Source organism: Arenibacter algicola, assembly GCF_000733925.1.
In the GTDB taxonomy this organism is placed as follows: domain Bacteria; phylum Bacteroidota; class Bacteroidia; order Flavobacteriales; family Flavobacteriaceae; genus Arenibacter; species Arenibacter algicola.
Genome location: NZ_JPOO01000003.1, coordinates 735,694 through 755,399, shown reverse-complemented (window position 1 = coordinate 755,399; position 19,706 = coordinate 735,694). Strand labels below are relative to the sequence as shown.

15 protein-coding genes and 1 pseudogene are annotated in these 19,706 nt (G+C 40.1%); 11 read left to right on the top strand and 5 right to left on the bottom strand.

Features of this window, described 5'->3' with window-relative positions:
* The first annotated feature begins 190 nt into the window (after positions 1–190).
* Positions 191–1,474 (top strand): serine hydrolase domain-containing protein, encoded by a 1,284-nt coding sequence (locus tag U735_RS0113500; protein WP_031444329.1) that lies wholly within the window; start codon positions 191–193, stop codon positions 1,472–1,474.
* A gap of 160 nt (positions 1,475–1,634) precedes the next feature.
* Complete coding sequence (locus U735_RS0113495; protein WP_031444328.1) at positions 1,635–2,063, top strand: FKBP-type peptidyl-prolyl cis-trans isomerase; 429 nt, start codon at positions 1,635–1,637, stop codon at positions 2,061–2,063.
* 168 nt (positions 2,064–2,231) lie between these two features.
* Here U735_RS0113495 and U735_RS0113490 read toward each other — a convergent pair whose 3' ends face one another.
* Positions 2,232–4,520, bottom strand: a complete 2,289-nt coding sequence (locus U735_RS0113490; RefSeq protein ID WP_031444327.1) for a DNA topoisomerase 3 — start codon at positions 4,518–4,520, stop codon at positions 2,232–2,234.
* Positions 4,521–4,764: 244 nt separating this feature from the next.
* On the opposite strand from U735_RS0113490, the gene U735_RS0113485 reads away from it, so the two are divergent.
* Both U735_RS0113485 and U735_RS0113480 read left to right on the top strand, forming a co-directional pair.
* Complete coding sequence (locus U735_RS0113485; protein WP_031444326.1) at positions 4,765–5,460, top strand: 3-keto-disaccharide hydrolase; 696 nt, start codon at positions 4,765–4,767, stop codon at positions 5,458–5,460.
* Positions 5,461–5,630: 170 nt separating this feature from the next.
* Complete coding sequence (locus U735_RS0113480) at positions 5,631–6,329, top strand: protein-L-isoaspartate(D-aspartate) O-methyltransferase (protein WP_031444325.1); 699 nt, start codon at positions 5,631–5,633, stop codon at positions 6,327–6,329.
* Between the two features lie 30 nt (positions 6,330–6,359).
* Here U735_RS0113480 and U735_RS0113475 read toward each other — a convergent pair whose 3' ends face one another.
* The 3 genes from U735_RS0113475 to U735_RS0113465 all read right to left on the bottom strand — a co-directional run bounded on the left by U735_RS0113475 (position 6,360) and on the right by U735_RS0113465 (position 8,806).
* The gene (locus U735_RS0113475; RefSeq protein ID WP_031444324.1) at positions 6,360–6,962 is read right to left on the bottom strand and encodes a pseudouridine synthase; all 603 of its coding nucleotides are present in this window, start codon (positions 6,960–6,962) and stop codon (positions 6,360–6,362) included.
* A gap of 78 nt (positions 6,963–7,040) precedes the next feature.
* The gene (locus U735_RS0113470; protein ID WP_031444323.1) at positions 7,041–7,424 is read right to left on the bottom strand and encodes a DoxX family protein; all 384 of its coding nucleotides are present in this window, start codon (positions 7,422–7,424) and stop codon (positions 7,041–7,043) included.
* A gap of 80 nt (positions 7,425–7,504) precedes the next feature.
* A complete protein-coding gene (locus tag U735_RS0113465) occupies positions 7,505–8,806 on the bottom strand; it encodes an alpha/beta hydrolase family protein (RefSeq protein ID WP_031444322.1) in 1,302 nt (433 codons plus the stop codon).
* Between the two features lie 262 nt (positions 8,807–9,068).
* Between U735_RS0113465 and U735_RS0113460 the strand changes: the two genes are divergently transcribed.
* Positions 9,069–9,482, top strand: coding sequence for a Fur family transcriptional regulator (locus U735_RS0113460; RefSeq protein ID WP_031444321.1), 414 nt, complete (start codon positions 9,069–9,071; stop codon positions 9,480–9,482).
* A 53-nt stretch (positions 9,483–9,535) separates the two neighbouring features.
* Positions 9,536–11,518: a heavy metal translocating P-type ATPase gene (locus tag U735_RS0113455; RefSeq protein WP_031444320.1), complete on the top strand. Its 1,983-nt coding sequence runs from the start codon at positions 9,536–9,538 to the stop codon at positions 11,516–11,518.
* A 139-nt stretch (positions 11,519–11,657) separates the two neighbouring features.
* On the opposite strand, the gene U735_RS0113450 is transcribed toward U735_RS0113455, so the two are convergent.
* A complete protein-coding gene (locus U735_RS0113450; RefSeq protein WP_232233328.1) occupies positions 11,658–12,443 on the bottom strand; it encodes a sugar phosphate isomerase/epimerase family protein in 786 nt (261 codons plus the stop codon).
* Positions 12,444–12,893: 450 nt separating this feature from the next.
* On the opposite strand from U735_RS0113450, the gene U735_RS0113445 reads away from it, so the two are divergent.
* From U735_RS0113445 to U735_RS0113420, 5 genes and pseudogenes are all read left to right on the top strand, one after another.
* Positions 12,894–13,916 (top strand): metal-dependent transcriptional regulator, encoded by a 1,023-nt coding sequence (locus U735_RS0113445; RefSeq protein WP_051892146.1) that lies wholly within the window; start codon positions 12,894–12,896, stop codon positions 13,914–13,916.
* A gap of 3 nt (positions 13,917–13,919) precedes the next feature.
* Positions 13,920–16,113: pseudogene (feoB, locus tag U735_RS25335) on the top strand (ferrous iron transport protein B).
* A gap of 166 nt (positions 16,114–16,279) precedes the next feature.
* A complete protein-coding gene (locus U735_RS0113430; protein WP_031444315.1) occupies positions 16,280–17,386 on the top strand; it encodes a nickel-binding protein in 1,107 nt (368 codons plus the stop codon).
* Between the two features lie 375 nt (positions 17,387–17,761).
* Complete coding sequence (locus U735_RS0113425) at positions 17,762–18,244, top strand: cupin domain-containing protein (RefSeq protein WP_031444314.1); 483 nt, start codon at positions 17,762–17,764, stop codon at positions 18,242–18,244.
* Between the two features lie 60 nt (positions 18,245–18,304).
* Positions 18,305–19,687: an FAD-binding oxidoreductase gene (locus tag U735_RS0113420; protein WP_180994018.1), complete on the top strand. Its 1,383-nt coding sequence runs from the start codon at positions 18,305–18,307 to the stop codon at positions 19,685–19,687.
* Positions 19,688–19,706: the final 19 nt, after the last annotated feature.

Below are 19,706 nucleotides of genomic sequence, written 5' to 3'. Positions count from 1 at the left end.
GGTATACTTTTAAATTTAAGGGATAGTACATATTAATCCATAAGTTTCATGGGTTTATGTACTATTTTTTTTGTCCCAAATTATTCAGGATACTGCTGTTTATATAATTCTATTAGCTGTTTTTTATAACCAAAAAAAAGAATAACTTTTAACCTTCTTAAATAAGTAACTAATCAAACTTTCAAAAACCATGGTACAATTACTCAAAGGACACATTCTATTGTTGGGATGTCTATTATTGCTATCCTATTCCCAGGCTCAAAATTTATCCACAGCACTGCCCGAGGAGGTAGGGATGTCTTCTGAGAGGTTGGAACGACTATCGACTACGCTGGAGCAGTATGTTAAAGACGGCAAAATGTCGGGAAATGTTGCCTTGGTAGCCAGAAATGGTAAAATAATCTATCATAAGGCGTTTGGCAAGAGCGATATAGAGGCAGGCAACAAGATGACTACCGACGCCATCTTTAGAATTGCATCGCAAACGAAGGCGATTGTAAGTGTTGCAGCCATGATCCTGCAGGAGGAAGGAAAACTATTGATTTCAGACCCGATAGGAAAATATTTGCCGGAATGGAAAGAGACAACTGTAGCCAAAGTACGCGATGATGGTGGGTACGATGTGGTTAGGGCAAACCGTTCCATAACAATTAGGGATTTGTTGACCCATACTGCTGGTATTGGCTACGGCCATGGACCGGCAAAAAAAGAATGGGAAGAAGCAGGGATACAGAACTGGTATTTTGCAGATAGGAACGAGCCCATAGAAGAAACCATTGCCCGTATGGCCAAATTACCTATGGATGCCCAGCCTGGTGAGCGATTTGTATATGGTTACAATACGGATATTTTGGGTGTAATTGTTCAAAAAGCTTCGGGTAAAACATTGGACGAATTTATCAAAGAAAGAATTCTGGAACCCATAGGAATGACAGATACTTATTTTTATTTGCCAAAAAACAAGGCGGATAGGTTGGCAACTTCATATATGGCTTATGAAGGCAAGCCCTTGGAAAGGTCCCCGGATCCAGGTTTGGGCATTGGTCAGGGCCATTACGTAAAGGGGCCCCGCAAAAGCTTTTCGGGCGGGGCGGGTCTTGTTTCCACCGCAATGGATTATGCCAAATTTTTACAAATGATGTTGAATGGTGGTGAATTTAACGGGAATAGAATATTGTCCCCGAAAACTGTTGAGTTAATGATTGCCGATCACGTTGACGTTAGGGACATACCCTATGGCAGTAGAAGTGGTTCGGGCTTTGGTCTCGGCTTCTCCATCACAAAAAACGTAGGTGAAAGGGGAGAGCATGGTTCTGTAGGTACTTTTGAATGGGGAGGGGCATACGGATCCACTTATTGGGCAGATCCCGTGGAAGAACTTGTAGTAGTTTATTTTAAACAACTTATACCCACTAACGGAATTGATGACCATGCCAAGTTGAGAAGTTTGGTCTATCAGGCCATTTTGGAATAAAGGATGCCCAATATATTGTTGAAACTGTATGATTATTAGCAAAAAGTGTTAATATATTGTAAATTTTGGCGGTTTTAGGGCAATCTATTCTTCTAAAAAATCTATATCCCATAGGTTTGCAACTTAATAGTCAGATTAAAAATTAGAGATACTGAATTTTATGAGTAGAGTTAAGGAAAATGACAAGGTAAAAGTACATTACACTGGGAAATTAAAAACCGGACAAATTTTCGACAGTTCTTTGGAAAGAGATCCTATCGAAGTTACGTTGGGGCAAGGACAACTTATTCCTGGTTTTGAGAAGGAATTGGTGAATATGGAAGTCAATGAAAAGAAGACTATAAACATTCCTAAAGAGGAAGCCTATGGAGATATCATGGAGGAACTGTTCCATGAAATTAAGAAGGCTGAACTTCCCGAAAATATAACCCCGGAGATTGGAATGACATTAATTGCTCAGAATCCGGACGGAACTGAGAACCAATTGCGAATTACCGATGTTAAGGAAGAAAGTATTGTTATAGATGCCAATCATGTATTGGCCGGGCAAGACCTTACTTTTGAATTGGAATTGGTAGCCATTTTATAGGAGTAGAGATAATAGGTATTGGCTCTCCATTATGAGGGGCTATGCTTGTGTAACAATAAGACCGTCTATTTTTTGGACGGTCTTTTGTTTTTACATAGCACAAGGTTCAACCTAAGTTGGGAATGAAGCTTTATTTAAATCTTTCCCCTGTGCAAACAGCTAGATATATTAGTAATTCCCATTCAAAATAGATAGAACAAGAGCTTTTGTTAGGGGTTTATTGGATGCTTTTGCCTTGACTTCGTCAAATGTAAATCTAAAATCGCATCCCTTCGTATAATTACTACAACCGTAGGAATTTTTACCTTTTACAATTTTCCCTTCTTTGCATTTGGGACAGCCGGGAGTATCGGTATCCAGTTTTTTCTTTGGCTCCAATACCAATCCATATTGTTCATCAAACCGTACTAGGCCCTCAATATCCTCGGCACCATTGTATCTAAACCCTTTTAAATTTACCGTACAACCTTTTTGGAGTAATCTTGTGAACTGATTTTCCGAGATTTTTTTGTGATGAAAGACAAAGGGGAGTAAAAAATTGCAACCATTTTTATATTCACTGCAGCCATAGGCCGACTTCCCCTTTATTAGTGTACCGTTTTTACATTTAGGGCAGGTTTCCGCTGTGATGGCGCCGGTATTGGTCTTAGTTTTTTGGAGTACCGTCTTTTTGTGTTCCAAGGTATGGGAGATATTGGCACGTTGGGTCTCACTTCGTACTTCATAAACCAATTCGTCTACCATCTTCTTCATGTTGGCTATAAACATGCCGGCACTGAACATACCTTTTTCTATATCCTTTAATTGCTTTTCCCATAAGCCGGTCAGTTCTGCAGATTTCAACAATTCGTTTTGTATCGTATCAATCAGTTGTATGCCGGTTGGGGTTGGTAGTATCTGCTTCTTTTTTCTTTCTATGTACTTGCGCCTAAATAAGGTTTCTATAATATTGGCACGGGTTGAAGGTCTACCAATTCCGTTCTCTTTCATGAGTTCCCGCATTTCATCATCATCAACTTGTTTTCCGGCCGTCTCCATGGCTCTTAGCAAGGTGGCTTCCGTATATTGTTTGGGTGGTTTGGTCTGCTTTTCCAAAAATGAAGGTTCGTGAGGACCTTTTTCACCTTTTACAAAATTGGGTAAAATTCCAGTTTCCTTTTTTTCTTTGGTATTGGCAGTCTCAAAAACAATTCGCCAGCCTTTTTTAAGGATTTCCTTCCCGGTTGTTTTAAAAGAGATGTTGGCTGCCTTACCAATGACGGTGGTGTTGGAAACTTCACAATCATCGTAAAACACAGCAATAAACCTCCTGACGATACTGTCGTAGACCTGCTGCTGGGCTGCGCCTAACATTATTTCAACACCAGTGGGTATGATCGCATGGTGGTCCGTTACTTTTTTATCATTGAAAACCTTGGTGGATTTCCTGATCTTCTTTAACAAGAGGGTAGAGGTCAACTGTTCGTATTGGGTTAGATTGCGAAGTATTCCTGCCACTTTGGGATAAACGTCATTAGGTAAAAAAGTGGTATCCACCCTAGGATAGGTAACTACTTTTTGTTCATATAATTTCTGGACAATCTTAAGTGTTTCATCTGCCGTAAATCCAAACTTGGTGTTGCAATACACCTGTAGACCTGTTAGATCGAACAACTTTGGAGCGTATTCCTTGCCTTTCTTTTTGGTAATGCTGACAATTTCGAATTCGTGTTCCTTTACTTCCTTGGCCAGAACTTCCCCGTCTTCCATTTTCAAGAAACGGCCCTCTTCATAATTAAAAACGGTCTCCCTATACAGTGTTTGCAGTTCCCAATAGGGTTGGGGTGTAAAACTTTCTATTTCCTTAAACCTATTGACCACCATGGCCAAGGTAGGGGTTTGTACCCGCCCAACAGATAACATTTGTTTGTACCCCCCGTGTTTTACGGTATAAAGACGTGTGGCATTCATTCCTAAAAGCCAGTCCCCTATGGCGCGGGAAAACCCGGCATAATAAAGATTGTCGTAGTCGTGGGAAGATTTTAACTTGGTAAATCCCTCCTTAATGGCCTCGGTGGTTAGGGATGAGATCCATAATCGCTGTACTTCGCCCTTATAATTGGCCTGATGTAAAACCCAACGCTGTATTAATTCCCCTTCCTGTCCAGCATCCCCACAGTTGATTACCACTTCCGCTTTATCAAATAGACTTTTTACAATATGGAACTGTTTTTGGATTCCCGCATTGTCCACCACTTTTGTTTTAAACTTATCCGGGAGCATGGGTAGATTGTTAAGGTCCCAACTTTTCCAATGTGGCTTGTAATCGCTAGGCTCAAATAAAGTGCAGAGATGTCCAAAGGTAAAAGTAACTGCGTAACCATTTCCTTCAAAATATCCGTCGTGTTTGGTGTTTGCCCCTAATACCTGAGCAATTTCCCGAGCAACACTAGGTTTTTCCGCAATACAGACCTTCACTTTTATTATTGTTTTGAATGGGTGCAAATTACTTAATTTATACTGAACCCCCGCATCCGTTTAGTAAGGTATTTTCCTCAACATTTATGTTGGGTATATTAACTAATCTGGTTTTGAAGTATATCAGGAAAAATCTATTAAGACGATCCAGATAGATAATATGTCAATGGAAAATGATACATTTAAGGGATATTGGATTTGAAATTCTTAATTGTGGATTACTATAATCAATAAAAATGAACATATGAAAAGTATAGTGTTGGTCGTTACCGCCTTTTTAACACTGATTAGTTGTACTTCCCAGCCCTCCAAAAGTCTATTTAACGGGAAGGATTTGGAGGGGTGGCATGTAGATGTGCCGGAAATGGACAATAATCCCAATGCCGTAAATCCATTTATAGTTAGGGAGGGGATGTTGGTGAGTTTGGGAGAACCCCAGGGTCACCTTATTACCGATGCCATTTATCAGGATTTTAGATTGGAAGTGGAATATCGTTTTGCCGGGAAACCAGGTAATTGTGGTGTGTTGGTATTTGCCTCCACTCCTAGATCTCTATATGAAATGTTTCCCAAGTCTATAGAGGTTCAAATGATGCATGAAAATGCCGGCGATTTTTGGTGCATTGTTCAGGATATCACGACCGATGATATGCTGGAAAGGCGCGGACCTAAGGAAGAATGGGGGATCACCGAAGGTAAATTGCGAAGAATAAAAAATCTAACCGATGGTTCCGAAAAACCATTGGGTGAATGGAATTCCATGACCATAGAATGCCTTAAAAACTCCATAAAGGTGTGGGTAAATGGTGATTTGGTAAATCATGGCTATAATGCTACTGTAAGCAGTGGAAATATTGCTTTGCAGGCCGAGGGTGCCGAAGTGGAATTCCGAAAAGTACTGCTTACACCCATTTCGAAGCTCAGTGAAACGGCGCCCTGATATAAAAGGCCTTGTTTTATCCTGCCATATTTAATTTGATTTTTAGTTTTGTTCTATCATAGAATTGCTGCCTTAAAAGGAATATACTTTTAACTACCAGGTTTAGAATGCCCATCTTTTATTTTGTACCTTATTAATTATTAATAGGTTATGCTTTAAAAATAAGAGCAATGAATTATAGATCTCTTCTCATTTATGGCCTTGCGCTTTGTTTCTCAGGTATACTTATTGCCCAAAACGATTACGTTATGCAACGGGAGCAGATGGTAAAGACACAGCTTCAAGCCCGGGGAATAAAAGACCCTTTAACCTTATATTCCATGACAAATGTACCTAGGCATGAATTTGTGCCAAAAAACTTGGTAGAACATGCTTATAGGGATGGGGCACTGCCTATAGGAAGCGATCAGACTATTTCCCAACCTTATATTGTAGCATTCATGACAGAAACATTGAAATTGAAATCGACCGATAGAGTTTTGGAAATAGGAACAGGATCGGGTTACCAGGCAGCGGTATTAGGTAAAATTGTGGATTCAGTTTATACTATCGAAATTATAAAGGATTTGGCCATGTCCGCCAAAAGTCGATTAAAGAACCTTGGGTACCACAATGTAGTTGTAAAATGGGGGGATGGGTATCACGGTTGGCCAGAAAAAGCACCTTTTGATGCTATTATGGTCACTGCGGGAGCAGAGGCGATTCCCCAGCCCTTGTTGGACCAATTAAAAGATGGGGGACATATGGTTATCCCTGTTGGGCCAAGTGACAATGTTACCTATTTGGTCAGTGTTCTTAAAAAGAAGGATAGGATAATAACCAAAGAATTGTTTCCTGTACGTTTCGTTCCCTTCACTAGAAATGAGTAGGATTTTTTGGGATGCTCCATGTCCTATTGACTATTCATTGGAATTTACAAAGGATAGTTCCTTTATCGGGCTTACACTTCCTGGAATTAATTCCTTCAAATTAATATTTCCAATGCGGATACGGATCAATCTTAATGTAGGGAAGCCTACGGCAGCAGTCATTTTACGCACCTGACGAAACTTGCCTTCGGTTATAGTGATACTTATCCATGAAGTAGGCCTATGCCGTCCTATTCTCAATTTCTTATCCGGCTCTGGTAGGGCAGGGAGGTTATATAATCTGTGGACCATGGTAGATTTAGTTATATATTTCTTGCCATGGAATCCAATTTCCACTCCAATTTGTAGTAGTTCTATCGCTTCATTGGTTATTTCCCCGTCCAACTGTACATAGTATTCCTTTTCTATTCCCGAGCGGTTAACAAGATCGCTGAGTTTCCCATCGGTAGTAAGCAGGAGCAATCCTTCGGATTTTTCATCCAGACGCCCAATGGGCATAATACCATCCGGAAAATTATAAAGTTCACTTAAGAAGTGTTTGTTGCGGGATTCCTTGGCATCATTGGAGTGCAACTGACTCAACATTTCAAAAGGTTTATAAATTTTAAAGTGAAGATGTCCAGGTTCAGACATAGGTGGTGATACTTTATATTAAAAGTCATTTAGAACAACAAAGATGTAATTTTTTTTCAATTGATACTATTGGAAACATCAATCCAAACCTTTTTCTGTGGCATATTTTCCAACACCCCAGGCCAGACCTATAAAGACAAACTGTATTGGCAAGCGAATCATGGCTGCTTCCGTACTTCCTATCGCCGGTTGATCGGAAAAAACATCCCAAACATGGATTGGAAGAAAAATGATCATTAGCCAAAATATGCCTGTTGCTCCCAGTCTGGCGTATTTTGGAAGAAGGAGAAGAACACCCAAAACAATTTCTATTATTCCGGACAAATAAATAATCGTCATTTTAAAGGGTAAGAAATCTGGTACAAAAACATGATAAAACGTTGGTTTTACAAAATGTTGTACTCCAGCGTAGATTATAAATAGGGCCAATAGAATTTTAAGGATTTTCCAAAATAACATCATGACCCAACTGTTTTTTATAAGTTATAAATAAAATAAAAATAAGTATCGCGAAGTCAAGGACATCGCTTTATCCAGACCTTTTATGGAGCAGGTTTGTCATGAAGAAGCTCCATGCCTGTTGAAGATCGTGCCTTAAATCCGGTCCAATCCTTTTCATTGGAATTTTCCTGCAACTCTAAAAATTTTGAATAATTCTTCTGTTTTAGATGAATACCTAAAAAGGCAGTCAAAAAATGCTGGTTTACATTATTAATTTTTCTCTCGTCCCAACTAGGTTCGGCATATCTATAATATTCATCAATATGTAGGCCAGGTTCAAAAGATTCTGCTGGCGGCGGATTTGGGGCTACATTGTGCCTTGCATTTTCGTAGGTAAGTAAATATCGATCTGCGTTTACTGCCCCTGTATAGATAGCCTTAATTCCCTTTTCGTATCCTGAAATATCATCTTGACTCCCTGCTATAAAAAAAGTAGGGACCGTAAGTCCTTTTAAGCCTTCGGCATCCCAAATACCGCGCTCCATTCCCCATGGTGCAAAGGCTACAACCGCTTTTATTCTAGGGTCAACTTTAGGAAAGTCCGGATTGCTCATGGTCAGGTCCACTATTGCCTTACTGCCGCCGGTCATGCCGGAAAAGAATCCAACAAGGCCATCACTATATCCGGCTCCCGCTACATTCAAAACGCCGTAACCTCCCATAGAATAGCCTATGATGCCGATATTTTCAGAGTCGACCAAGCCTGCCAAAAAATTATTATCCGCAGCTTTGCCCAAGTTTACCATTTGGTTTAGTACAAAGGAAATATCCTTGGCGCGGTTCATCAAAGTACTTGCAAAAGGCGATGCATCCTTAAAAGTAGAATCGGTATGGTCTATAGCCACCACCACGTACCCTTTGGAGGCTAAATTTTCCGTGAGATAGGTCATAAGGTATCTAGAGCCAACATACCCGTGTGCCACTACTAAAAGGGGAAAAGAAACATCGGTTGTTAATGGGGCGGCATCGCGGGACGCCCTACCTTTAAAAGTAATTGGTGTCAATGGTCTTAAAGAGTCATGGGCGGTTCCCATGACCTCATCATAAACCACAGTTTCTTTTGCTCCCTCGGCCAACTGTGCCGGATACCAAACTTCCACTTTCAATGGTCGATCGTAAATAGGGTCTATCCCATTTTTTGAATTCAAAACATCTGCCTGCCCCTTATTCACAAAATCCAAAGTACGTACGCCAACGGCATAGCTTCCGCGCGCAGATAATTCAGGTGCGTCCGGAAGCGCATCGCCATAAACAAAAGACCCGGTTTGGGCATTTAATACAAGGTTGGAAATTAGAAAACAAAGTATCAACTGGAAATGGGCAAAACGGTTTAGGATTGGCATAATTTTGAGTTTTGGTTTAGTTTAAAAATACAACAATTAATTGCAATTATTAATTATGTCGGGGTTTTTGGAAAAATAAAATAGACTGTTTTGAACAATTTTATGTAACGTGCTCAGTCTTTGTACCATTATCATTATTTTTAAAAAAATAAAACCAAATAGGTCTGTATTTTGTGGTTTAGATCGATAATGATATCTATGGTGTCCTAGAGCCACCTAGGGCCAAAGGAGCAATAGTAAAACAGGGCAACAGCAACCAATCATGGAAGAAACTGAGAAGCAATTAAAGAAGTTTGGTGTTAGGCCAACGGCCATGCGTATTTTGGTGCATCGGTTTATGGTTTCCCAGAATTCCGCCGTTAGCCTAAGTGTTGTGGAGGGGAATTTTGAAAAATCCGACAGAACCACCTTATATAGGACTTTAAAGACTTTTGAGGAGAACTGTATTGTCCATCAAATAGATGATGGCACAGGTATTCCCAAATACGCGCTCTGCGATCATGATGAAGGTTTAACAAAGCATTCAGACCTACATTTACACTTTCATTGCACTAAATGCAATAGAACTACCTGCTTAACGGAGCATAGAATACCACAAATTAATCTCCCTGACAAATTTATCCCTGAAGATGTGAATATGCTGGTAAAGGGAATTTGTGAGCTCTGTAACCAATAAATGCACATACATTGCACTGGTAAGAGGGGTAATTTTGCTTATAAATTATAAGTATGGAACAGCATCATGATCCTAAAGATCACAATCACAATCATGACCACGGAGGAATTTTTGGCAATAAAACGGAACTCTATTTTGCTATTTTAAGCGGTGTGTTCTTTTTGATGGGATTGATTTTGGCAGGTTTAATGATGGCAACACCATGGGTTTCTATGGTCTGTTATATTTCGGCCTATTTTTTCGGCGGTTATTTTACCTTGCTCGAGGCGATAGACAAGATTAGGAAGGGGGAATTTGAAATAGATTTCCTAATGCTCGTTGCCGCAATCGGGGCGGCCTATATAGATAGATGGGGAGAAGGTGCCCTATTACTGTTTTTATTTAGTTTGGGACATTCTTTGGAGCATTATGCTATGAACAAGGCCACAAAATCTATCAAAGCCTTGGGTGAACTTTCCCCAAAGACGGCATTGTTAAAAAATGGCGGGGATTTCACGGAAGTTCCGGTTGAGGAATTAAAGGTGAACGATATTATTTTGGTAAAACCAAATACCAAAATATCGGCAGACGGGGTTATTATAAAAGGTAGTAGTAGTATTGATCAGTCGCCTATAACCGGAGAAAGTATTCCCGTAGATAAAACAGCTATACAGGAGCTTAACGATCTGCCGCAATTTGAACAATTGGACCCGTCCCATGTAGTTTTTACCGGTACTATAAATGGGGATTCCATGCTGGAGGTTCAAGTTCTAAAATTAAATGTGGATGCCACAATTTCACGTTTGGTGCAAATGATCAATGAGGTGGAAACCAAAAAATCGCCCACACAGCTAACTACCAAAAAATTTGAAAAATGGTTTGTGCCCATAGTGGTGGTTTTGGTAGTTGGCCTATGTTTTCTCCACTTGTTTGTAGACGAGTCTGTCCATGATAGCCTATACAGGGCCATAAGTGTTTTGGTAGCATCCAGCCCTTGCGCCTTGGCCATTTCAACACCTAGTGCAGTAATTAGTGCCATAGCCAGGGCTGCCAAAAAAGGAGTGATCATTAAGGGAGGGCGTCCCCTGGAAGATCTAGGCAGCCTTACCACCATTGCTTTCGACAAAACAGGGACCCTTACGGAAGGTAAACCAAGATTGACCAATGCCTTTCCTTTAAATGGATATGATAAAAAGGAATTTTTGGAATTGGTCTTGGACGTTGAAAGTTTAAGTGATCATCCCTTGGCGAGGTCCATTGCTAGAGATCTTAAGGACGCATATAAGGTTGAAAACAATAACCGTTCCTCCAGTATGCGGTCCATACAAGGTAAGGGAGTAATTGCGAACTACAACGGTGGCCGTATCTATATCGGCAATGAGCAACTTATGAAAGAAGAGGGAATCCACATTTCAAGGGAAGTCCAAGACCAAATTGACCAATTGCAGAAGGAGGGCCAGACCATTATGTTTGTAGGATATGAAAAAAAGGCGATCGGCTTGCTAAGTGTAATGGACGTACCTAGAAAAAGTGCTGCTAGCACCATACAGCGATTAAAGGATATAGGTATAAAACATATGGTAATGCTGAGCGGGGACCATCAAAAAGTGGCAGATTCCATTGCCCAACAAATTGGACTTACCGAGGCAAAAGGAAATCTACTTCCTGAAGACAAGGTCGAAGCTATTGGGGAATATTTAAAAAAAGGCACTAAAATAGCTATGGTAGGGGATGGTGTTAATGATGCGCCGGCTATGGCCAGCAGCACCGTTGGTATTGCCATGGGTGCCGCTGGGAGCGATGTAGCATTGGAAACGGCAGATGTAGCCTTAATGTCGGACAAGATAGAAAGTCTTCCCTTTGTGATCGGCCTTAGTAGAAAATCCAAAGCTATTATTAGGCAGAACCTGTGGGTAAGTATGGGGATTGTGGCATTTTTAATTCCAGCTACATTATTCGGATTTGCCAACATTGGTGTAGCCGTTGCCATTCATGAGGGGTCAACGATTTTGGTAGTAATCAATGCACTGAGACTACTGCGTTATAATCTTGATTAAGGCTAGCACATAGTGTTAATTCATTTGTAGATTTGAAAAACGAACGGCTGCTATGGATAGACCCTGGCAGCCGTTTAATTAATATGAAACCAACTCTTCATCAATACCAAAATTATGGGAAGCTGAAAAGGTTGGATTCCTATTTAAATCCTATTTCGATAAGTCCTTTATGGCTAATGTTTATGGCTTCCAAAGGTGTCATATCAAAAGTTTTATCCTGCTCAACCATGTAGTATTTCATTCCGGAAAGCTTTTTCTGTGCAAGGATTTTTGAGAAATCTATTTGTCCGTTACCCACTGGGGCAAACCTGCCTTGGTCATCCATATCCTTTACATGCCACATAATAAATCGACCTGGATACCTTGTAAAATAGGCAACAGGGTCTTGATCTGCTTTGGTCACCCAATAAAGGTCCATTTGAAAATTTACAAATTTAGGATCAGTATTCTCCAACAGATAATCAAGGGTTACTACGCCATCTTCCCCTTTCTTTAATTCAAAATCATGATTGTGGTAAAGTAGCTTCAATCCCGCTTTTTGGCATTTTTCTCCAAGGGTGCTTAAGACTGTAGCCAGTTGTTTATAGTCGTCCCTAAGCCCCATGGGTGGAACGGGAATTACAAAGTATTTAAAACCTGCCGCTTTCACGTCGGCGATCATGCTGTCCGCATTCTCCAATGTAACCCCGCCCTGATGTGTGCTTATTGGCGTTAACCCTACTTCTTTTAGTAGCTTATTAAAGTCTTTCGGGGCCATATTGTAAAATTTGCCGTCCCTGTAGCCTGCAGCCTCAATATTTTTGTAACCTGCTTCGGCAACTGCCATAAGTGTGGCTTTGGTATTGGTCCCCATATCGTCCCTTACCGTGTAAAGAGCCAGTCCGCCAATTTTTTGTTGGGCATTGGCAGCAAACATACCGATCATTATAAGGGGTAGGATCAATTTTTTAAATGTGGGAGAAGACAATAACTTTTTCATAATACTTGTAAATAATGTTTTTCTAAAAGTAATACATGTTTTTATAACTATGCCATATTTAGATTGATAAAAAATTTCATATTAACAAAGACATATCTGTTTTTTATGTTGATAGAGGATAGTCCTAGGTAAAAACAATCTTTTTCTTTTAAAATTCATTTATCTATTAATAGCGGAGGTTTTAATTACACAATGCTGGGGGTTAGATATTTAGAAGATCTTCAATTAATATTCGTTACTAATATAGGCCATGTGAAATATATTTTTAGGTTAATCTAAAAATTAATAATTATCTTTATACATATTTATTAATATTGAGATCGACATGGGCCTTGACCTGCATGGTAAATGTATGGTCGCCTAAAAAGAGGCTAAAAATATATTTAGAACAAGCTAATGCATACCTACAATCCTACAATAGCCCTAGCGGTGTTTTTTGCACTTTCCATTTTGGCATATCTGCTTTTCAGACCTAATAAGGGATGGTTTTGGCTGATAAGAAATAATTCGGTTTCCAACGATAAAATTGTTGTAGAGGATGTATTAAAATTGTTATATCACAATGAAAATGCGGACAAGCATCTCAATATAAATGATATTATCAGAACCTTAAAATACAATGACAAAATCATACTGGAATGTATTAATAAGATGTCGGACCACGAGCTGATAAGTATACAGGGCGATAGTGTAAAACTTACAAAATCCGGAAGCGATTATGCCCTACGTATAGTTAGGGCCCATAGGCTATGGGAGAAATTTTTAGCTGAAAAGACCGGTTTTAAGGAATCGGAATGGCACGAAAGGGCAGAAAGAATGGAACATGAACTCACCAAGGTGGATGCAGATATTCTGTCTTCCCAGCTGGGTAATCCCCAATTTGACCCACATGGTGATCCTATACCCACCAATACGGGAAAGATTGCAAAAATTAAAGGAATACCGGTTTCGGAGCTGCCCATTGGAACTATTGGAAGAATTGTCCATATCAAGGATAAGCCCGAAATAATTTACAAGCAGATCCTGGCAGAAAATATCCATATTGGATCTGTGATACGGATCATGGAAAAGACGCCTGCCCGTATTGAATTTCATTCGGAGGGGGAGGCATTTGTATTGGCCCCTATAATGGCGGGCAATATTACAGTATCAGTTTTGGAAAAGGACGTGGTATTTGAAGAAAATTTAGCCAGGTTGTCCATTTTAAAGGAAAATGAAACCGCCAAGATTATTGGTATATCAAAGGAAATCAGGGGAGATAGTCGAAGAAGGTTGCTCGATCTGGGTTTTGTGAAAGGAGCTGAGGTGAAAATAGATTTACTAAATCCACTGGGCGATCCCAAAGCCTTTTTAATCAAGGGCACAAGTATTGCCCTTCGTCAAAATCAAGCATCGAAAATTTTAATACAAAAAGATTAAATCATGGAAGTTAAACCTAATAGTGCGTGTGAGACCTGTGCCCAATTCAATGCGGACGGATTGAAAAAATTAGGAGTAAATACCTCCGATTTTGATTATGTAGTTGCATTGGCCGGTAATCCGAATACTGGTAAAAGCACTGTTTTTAATGCCATGACCGGTTTGCGCCAACATACCGGAAATTGGCCTGGAAAAACGGTAACCAGGGCAGAAGGTGCTTTTGAATACAACAAGGAAAAATTTAAACTTGTAGACTTGCCTGGCACCTATTCCCTGCTCTCCACCTCTGAAGATGAGGAAGTGGCCAGGAACTTTATTCTTTTTGGGAAGCCTTCGGTAACCGTTATCGTAGTAGATGCCAGTAGGCTGGAAAGAAATCTAAATTTGGTATTACAGATTTTGGAAATTACCAATAATGCGGTCCTATGTTTAAATTTAATGGATGAGGCGGAAAGAAATAATTTGGAAATAGATACCCGCACTTTGGCCAAGGACCTTGGTATTCCTGTGGTCCCTACCAGCGCTAGATATAATAGGGGAATTCCGGAATTGATCCAGACCATTAGTGAACTGGCCAATGGTAAGATTGTTTGCAAGCCGCACCGCATAAAGAATATACCAAAAAATATAGAGCAGGCCTTGGAAAAATTAAGTGCTGAAATAAAAGAAGTCTATCCGGATATTCCCAATAGTAGATGGATTGCTTTACGTCTGTTGGAAGGGGATCGAAATATTATAGAAACCCTTAAAACGGGTGAATTCGTTTAATTATACTTTGATGGACACTAAGAAAATAGATCATATAATTTCCCTTTCCAATGACCTTCGTTGGCAAATTGGCGATGAGTTCCACGATAACTTAGCAGAAGGAATCTATGCTGATGCCGCGGAGATAGTAAAGGACTCTGTACATAAAAAGGATGAAAAAGGAGCATTTAGGATAGACGCCAAAATAGATAAGATCATTACGAGCAAGGTTTGGGGTTTCCCACTTATGTTTTTGATCTTGGCAGTGGTCCTTTGGATGACCATCGTTGGCGCCAATTACCCTTCTGCCATGTTGTCCAGTTTGTTGTTGGATAACATTCATCCGGCCTTAAAGGGATTTGCCGCTAACATTGGTATGCCATGGTGGTTGGACGGTTTTTTAATCGATGGGGTGTATTTGGCGGTAGCCTGGGTCATTGCTGTAATGTTGCCCCCTATGGCCATATTTTTTCCCTTATTCACCCTGTTGGAAGATTTTGGGTATTTGCCAAGGGTGGCCTTTAATTTGGACCATCTATTTAAATTATCCGGAGCACACGGTAAACAGGCCTTGACCATGAGCATGGGCTTTGGGTGCAATGCAGCAGGGGTTGTAGCTACACGGATTATAGACAGCCCCCGGGAAAGATTGATTGCCATTATCACCAATAACTTCTCATTGTGTAATGGGCGTTGGCCTACACAGATTCTGATAGCCACCATTTTTGTCGGGGCCCTAGTGCCAGCCACTTATTCGGGAATTTTATCCTTGGCAGCAGTTATTGGAATAGCCGTATTGGGAATGGTATTTATGTTTTTGGTATCATGGGGTCTCTCCAAAACAGTTTTGAAGGGAGAAGTATCTACCTTTAATTTGGAATTACCACCCTATAGGCCCCCAAGATTTTGGAAAACTATCTATACTTCCATAATAGATAGGACCTTGATAGTACTATGGCGTGCAATTGTTTTTGCTGCCCCTGCAGGAGCCGTAATTTGGCTGATTTCAAATATTTATTTGGGAGATGCCAGTCTTGCCGCATGGTTAATAGACTCCTTGGACGGTTTTGGTTTCCTTTTGGGACTAAACGGGGTTATACTAGTGGCCTATATTGTGGCTATCCCTGCCAATGAAATTGTAATACCTACCATTTTGATGCTTACCGTACTGGTTACTGGAATTACAGGAGGGGCAGGGGCAGGAGTAATGTTCGAGTTGGATTCCGTAACGGCGACCGGTGATATTTTGAGAGCAGGAGGATGGACCTTGCTTACAGCGGTTAACCTGATGTTGTTCAGTTTGTTGCACAATCCATGCAGCACTACCATTTATACTATTTATAAGGAGACCAAAAGTGTTAAATGGACAGTGGTAGCCTCAATACTACCGGTTATAATAGGATTTGTGGTGACATTTTTGGTAGCACAGATTTGGAGATTGCTTGCCTAATTTCTACACCTAATTATAGGTCATAAATAAAATTGCCCATCGCGAATTAACTGTGCCATGGGGAATAATTTTATACCCAAATGTTCTTTAAATAATGATAAAACGAAATAGGAAAACTCTTATCTAACTCAATTAAAATCACTAACTTGTATAAAAAATTACTGTTATGCCAATCTACATGGATCGTCACGAAATTCCTAAGGAGATCACCGCGCTGCATGTGGCAGAAATGCATCGGGAAGATTTAAAAATAGAACATCTTTACGGATGCAAGGGAATGACTTATTGGTGCGATGAAAAAAGGAGAACCGCATTTTGCCTAATTCAGGCCCCCAATAAAAAGGCTATTCAGGATATGCACAATCATGCCCATGGAGAAGTTCCCCACAGAATTATAGAAGTGGAGAGTTCCATAGTGGAATCTTTCTTGGGCAGGATCGAGGATCCGGAAAAATCACAAAAGACAGAATTGAATATTATCAATGACCCAGCATTTAGAACTATAATGGTCATTGGTCTTAGAAAGTTATCCTTTTTGGGAAGTGACCCTAAACATATGAATAGGGAACTTGGCAACTGCAATAGATACATTCTTGGATCTGTAGAAAAATTTTTGGGCAGGGTGGTAAGACAAAAATCAGGATATTTTTTGGTGTCCTTTAATTCGGTGACCAATGCTGTACTTTGTGCTCAAGAGATACATTCCCACCATAACGACTCCTCAAAAAAGTTCAATAAAGATTTTCAATTGAGCATAGGATTGAATGCAGGTGTTCCAGTGACCGAAAAGGATAGTATTTTTGAGGATACAATTAAACTTGCAGAACGGTTTTGTGAATTGGTCCTTGGAAAAATTGTTATATCCCCTGAGGTCAAAGACTTGTACGAGAGTGAAAATTTAAACGTTAAATTGAGCCATAAGAACATAAAGACTCTAAGTGTCGGAGAAGAGAAATTTATAAATCTATTGATGGATTACACGGAGAAAGAATGGACCAATGCCGCATTTAACTCCAATGATTTTAGTAAAAATATGGGATTCAGTAAATCCCAATTGTACAGAAAAATGATAGGTCTTACCGGTAAGTCGCCCAATAGTTTTATCAAGGATTACCGATTGGAAAAGGCCTTGCAATTGCTTGATAAAAAAGCCAAAAATATTTCTGAAGTTGCATTTGGAACCGGTTTTAACAGTCCAGCCTATTTCTCAAAATGTTTTATGGATAGTTTTGGAGTCCTTCCATCGAAATATATCCAGGACTATACTGTATAAGGCGTATAGTGTATTTGTAACCATGATTGAATTTTGTAATTATTTGAATTAAATGTAGAGGTCCATTGGCTTTACTTACTTTAATTTTACTATGAACAAAAGATATTACTGCTTACTGAATGGTGATTGTTACCTAGGCAAGAACTGTAAGTAAGTCCAGGATCATTGCTAGCTAGTTTTATATACGCACCCCCCTTTTTGATTTAAGAGTTAGATAACCAAACGCTTACTTTTTCCCAATTCGAGCATCTCAAACACTTGCCGTGGATGAATGTTAAATTGGAAAAGGAACAGGTTAATTATTCCATACCTCATTTTTAGGAGGAATGCTACTTATTTAATAACAACATTTATTAATCATAAAACATTTTAGTCATGAACAGCACTCTAAAGTATTCCCAATTAAAAGTTGTCATTTTAATTTTGACATTTTTTGCAAGTTTTTCTTTTTTTGGCCAAGGCGACACTGAAGAAGTGATGGAAACTTCTATGGTAAGGACGCATGAGGATAAGGATTTACAATGGGGCCCTTGCCCATCTTTTATGCCCGAGGGATGCACAATAGCGGTATTGCACGGAGACCCTTCCAAAAAAAATGTGGATGTTTTTTTTAAGGTGCCAGCCAATTATGAAATACCAGAGCATTGGCATACTTCCGCCGAGCGCATGATCCTTGTTTCGGGTGAACTGCATGTTACCTATGAAGGCGAAAAGGAACAAATAATGAAAGTGGGCACCTATGCCTTTGGCCCCTCTACAAAACCACATACCGCAAAATGTGGGGATAAGGATCCCTGTGTAATATTCATTGCTTTTGAAGAACCCTTGGACGCTTTTCCAATGGTACTAAAACAATGATGGTAAATAAAGACCTAAGGGAATTAGTTAAACAAACATTTAAAAATTATAATTATGGAAATGGTTATTGGTATGGATGCCGGCCTTGTTGCATCCTTTAAAAAACAAATAAGGGGAGAAGTGATTATGCCATCCGATGATAATTACAACAGCACCCGAAAGGTGTACAATGCCAATATTGACAAACATCCGGGGATGATCGTCAAATGTGTGGATGTGGCAGATGTTATAGCTTCGGTAAACTTTGGAAGGGAAAACAATTTATTGATCGCCGTTAGGGGAGGAGGTCACAATGGAGGCGGATTGGGCATATGTGATGAGGGTATGGTAATAGATCTGTCGGGATTAAAATTTATCCGTGTTGATACTTCCAATAATACAGTACGTGTTGGCGGGGGAAATCTTTGGGGAGAGGTAGATCATGCCACCCATGCCTTTGGACTGGCAATCCCTGCAGGAATAATATCTACCACAGGGGTTGGGGGATTAACCCTGGGTGGAGGTGTAGGTTATCTTTCCAGGAAATACGGACTTACCATAGACAATTTGTTGGAGGCCGATATGGTTTTGGCCGACGGTTCCTTTGTTACCGTGAACGCAAAGCAGCACCCAGACCTTTTTTGGGCCATTCGAGGGGGTGGGGGTAACTTTGGTATAGTGACGTCCTTTAAATTTCAGGCCCATCCTTTGAAAACAGTGATTGGGGGACCAACCCTGTGGCCCATTGAGAAGACCGAAGAAATTATGGCTTGGTACGATGAGTTTATTCATAAGGCGCCAGAAGATCTAAACGGGTTTATTGCTACCATGGTTATTCCTGGACCACCATTTCCGGAACAACTGCACAACAAACAATTTTGTGGTATAGTATGGTGTTATACAGGTAAGCCCAATAAGTTTGAGGAGATTTTTAAACCGGTCTTGGCTAGAAAACCGCTGTTCGAACACGTAGGGGAAATGCCATATCCGTCTATACAAACCTTATTCGACGGACTCTTTCCACCAGGATTGCAATGGTATTGGAGAGCCGACTTCTTTAATAAATTAGGTCCGGAGGTGAGGGCTGGCCATTTAAAATATGGTTCTAAAATTCCAACTCCACTGTCACAAATGCATCTATATCCCATTAGTGGGGCTGCGGCCAAGGTAGGGGCAACGGACACTCCATGGGCCTATAGGGACTCAAAGTATGCCGGAGTTATTGTAGGAGTTGATCCAGATCCCAAGAATACTGAAAAAATCACTAATTGGTGCAAGGATTATTACAATGCTTTGCACCCACATTCCTCCGGAGGTGCCTATACCAATTTTATGATGGATGAGGGACAGGAACGGGTCATGGCAAGTTACAAACATAATTACCAGCGTTTGGCACGAATAAAAAAACAGTATGATCCCAAAAACCTGTTCCGGGTAAATCAAAATATCGTGCCAAGCAATTAAGGTATTGAACAGTGATTGG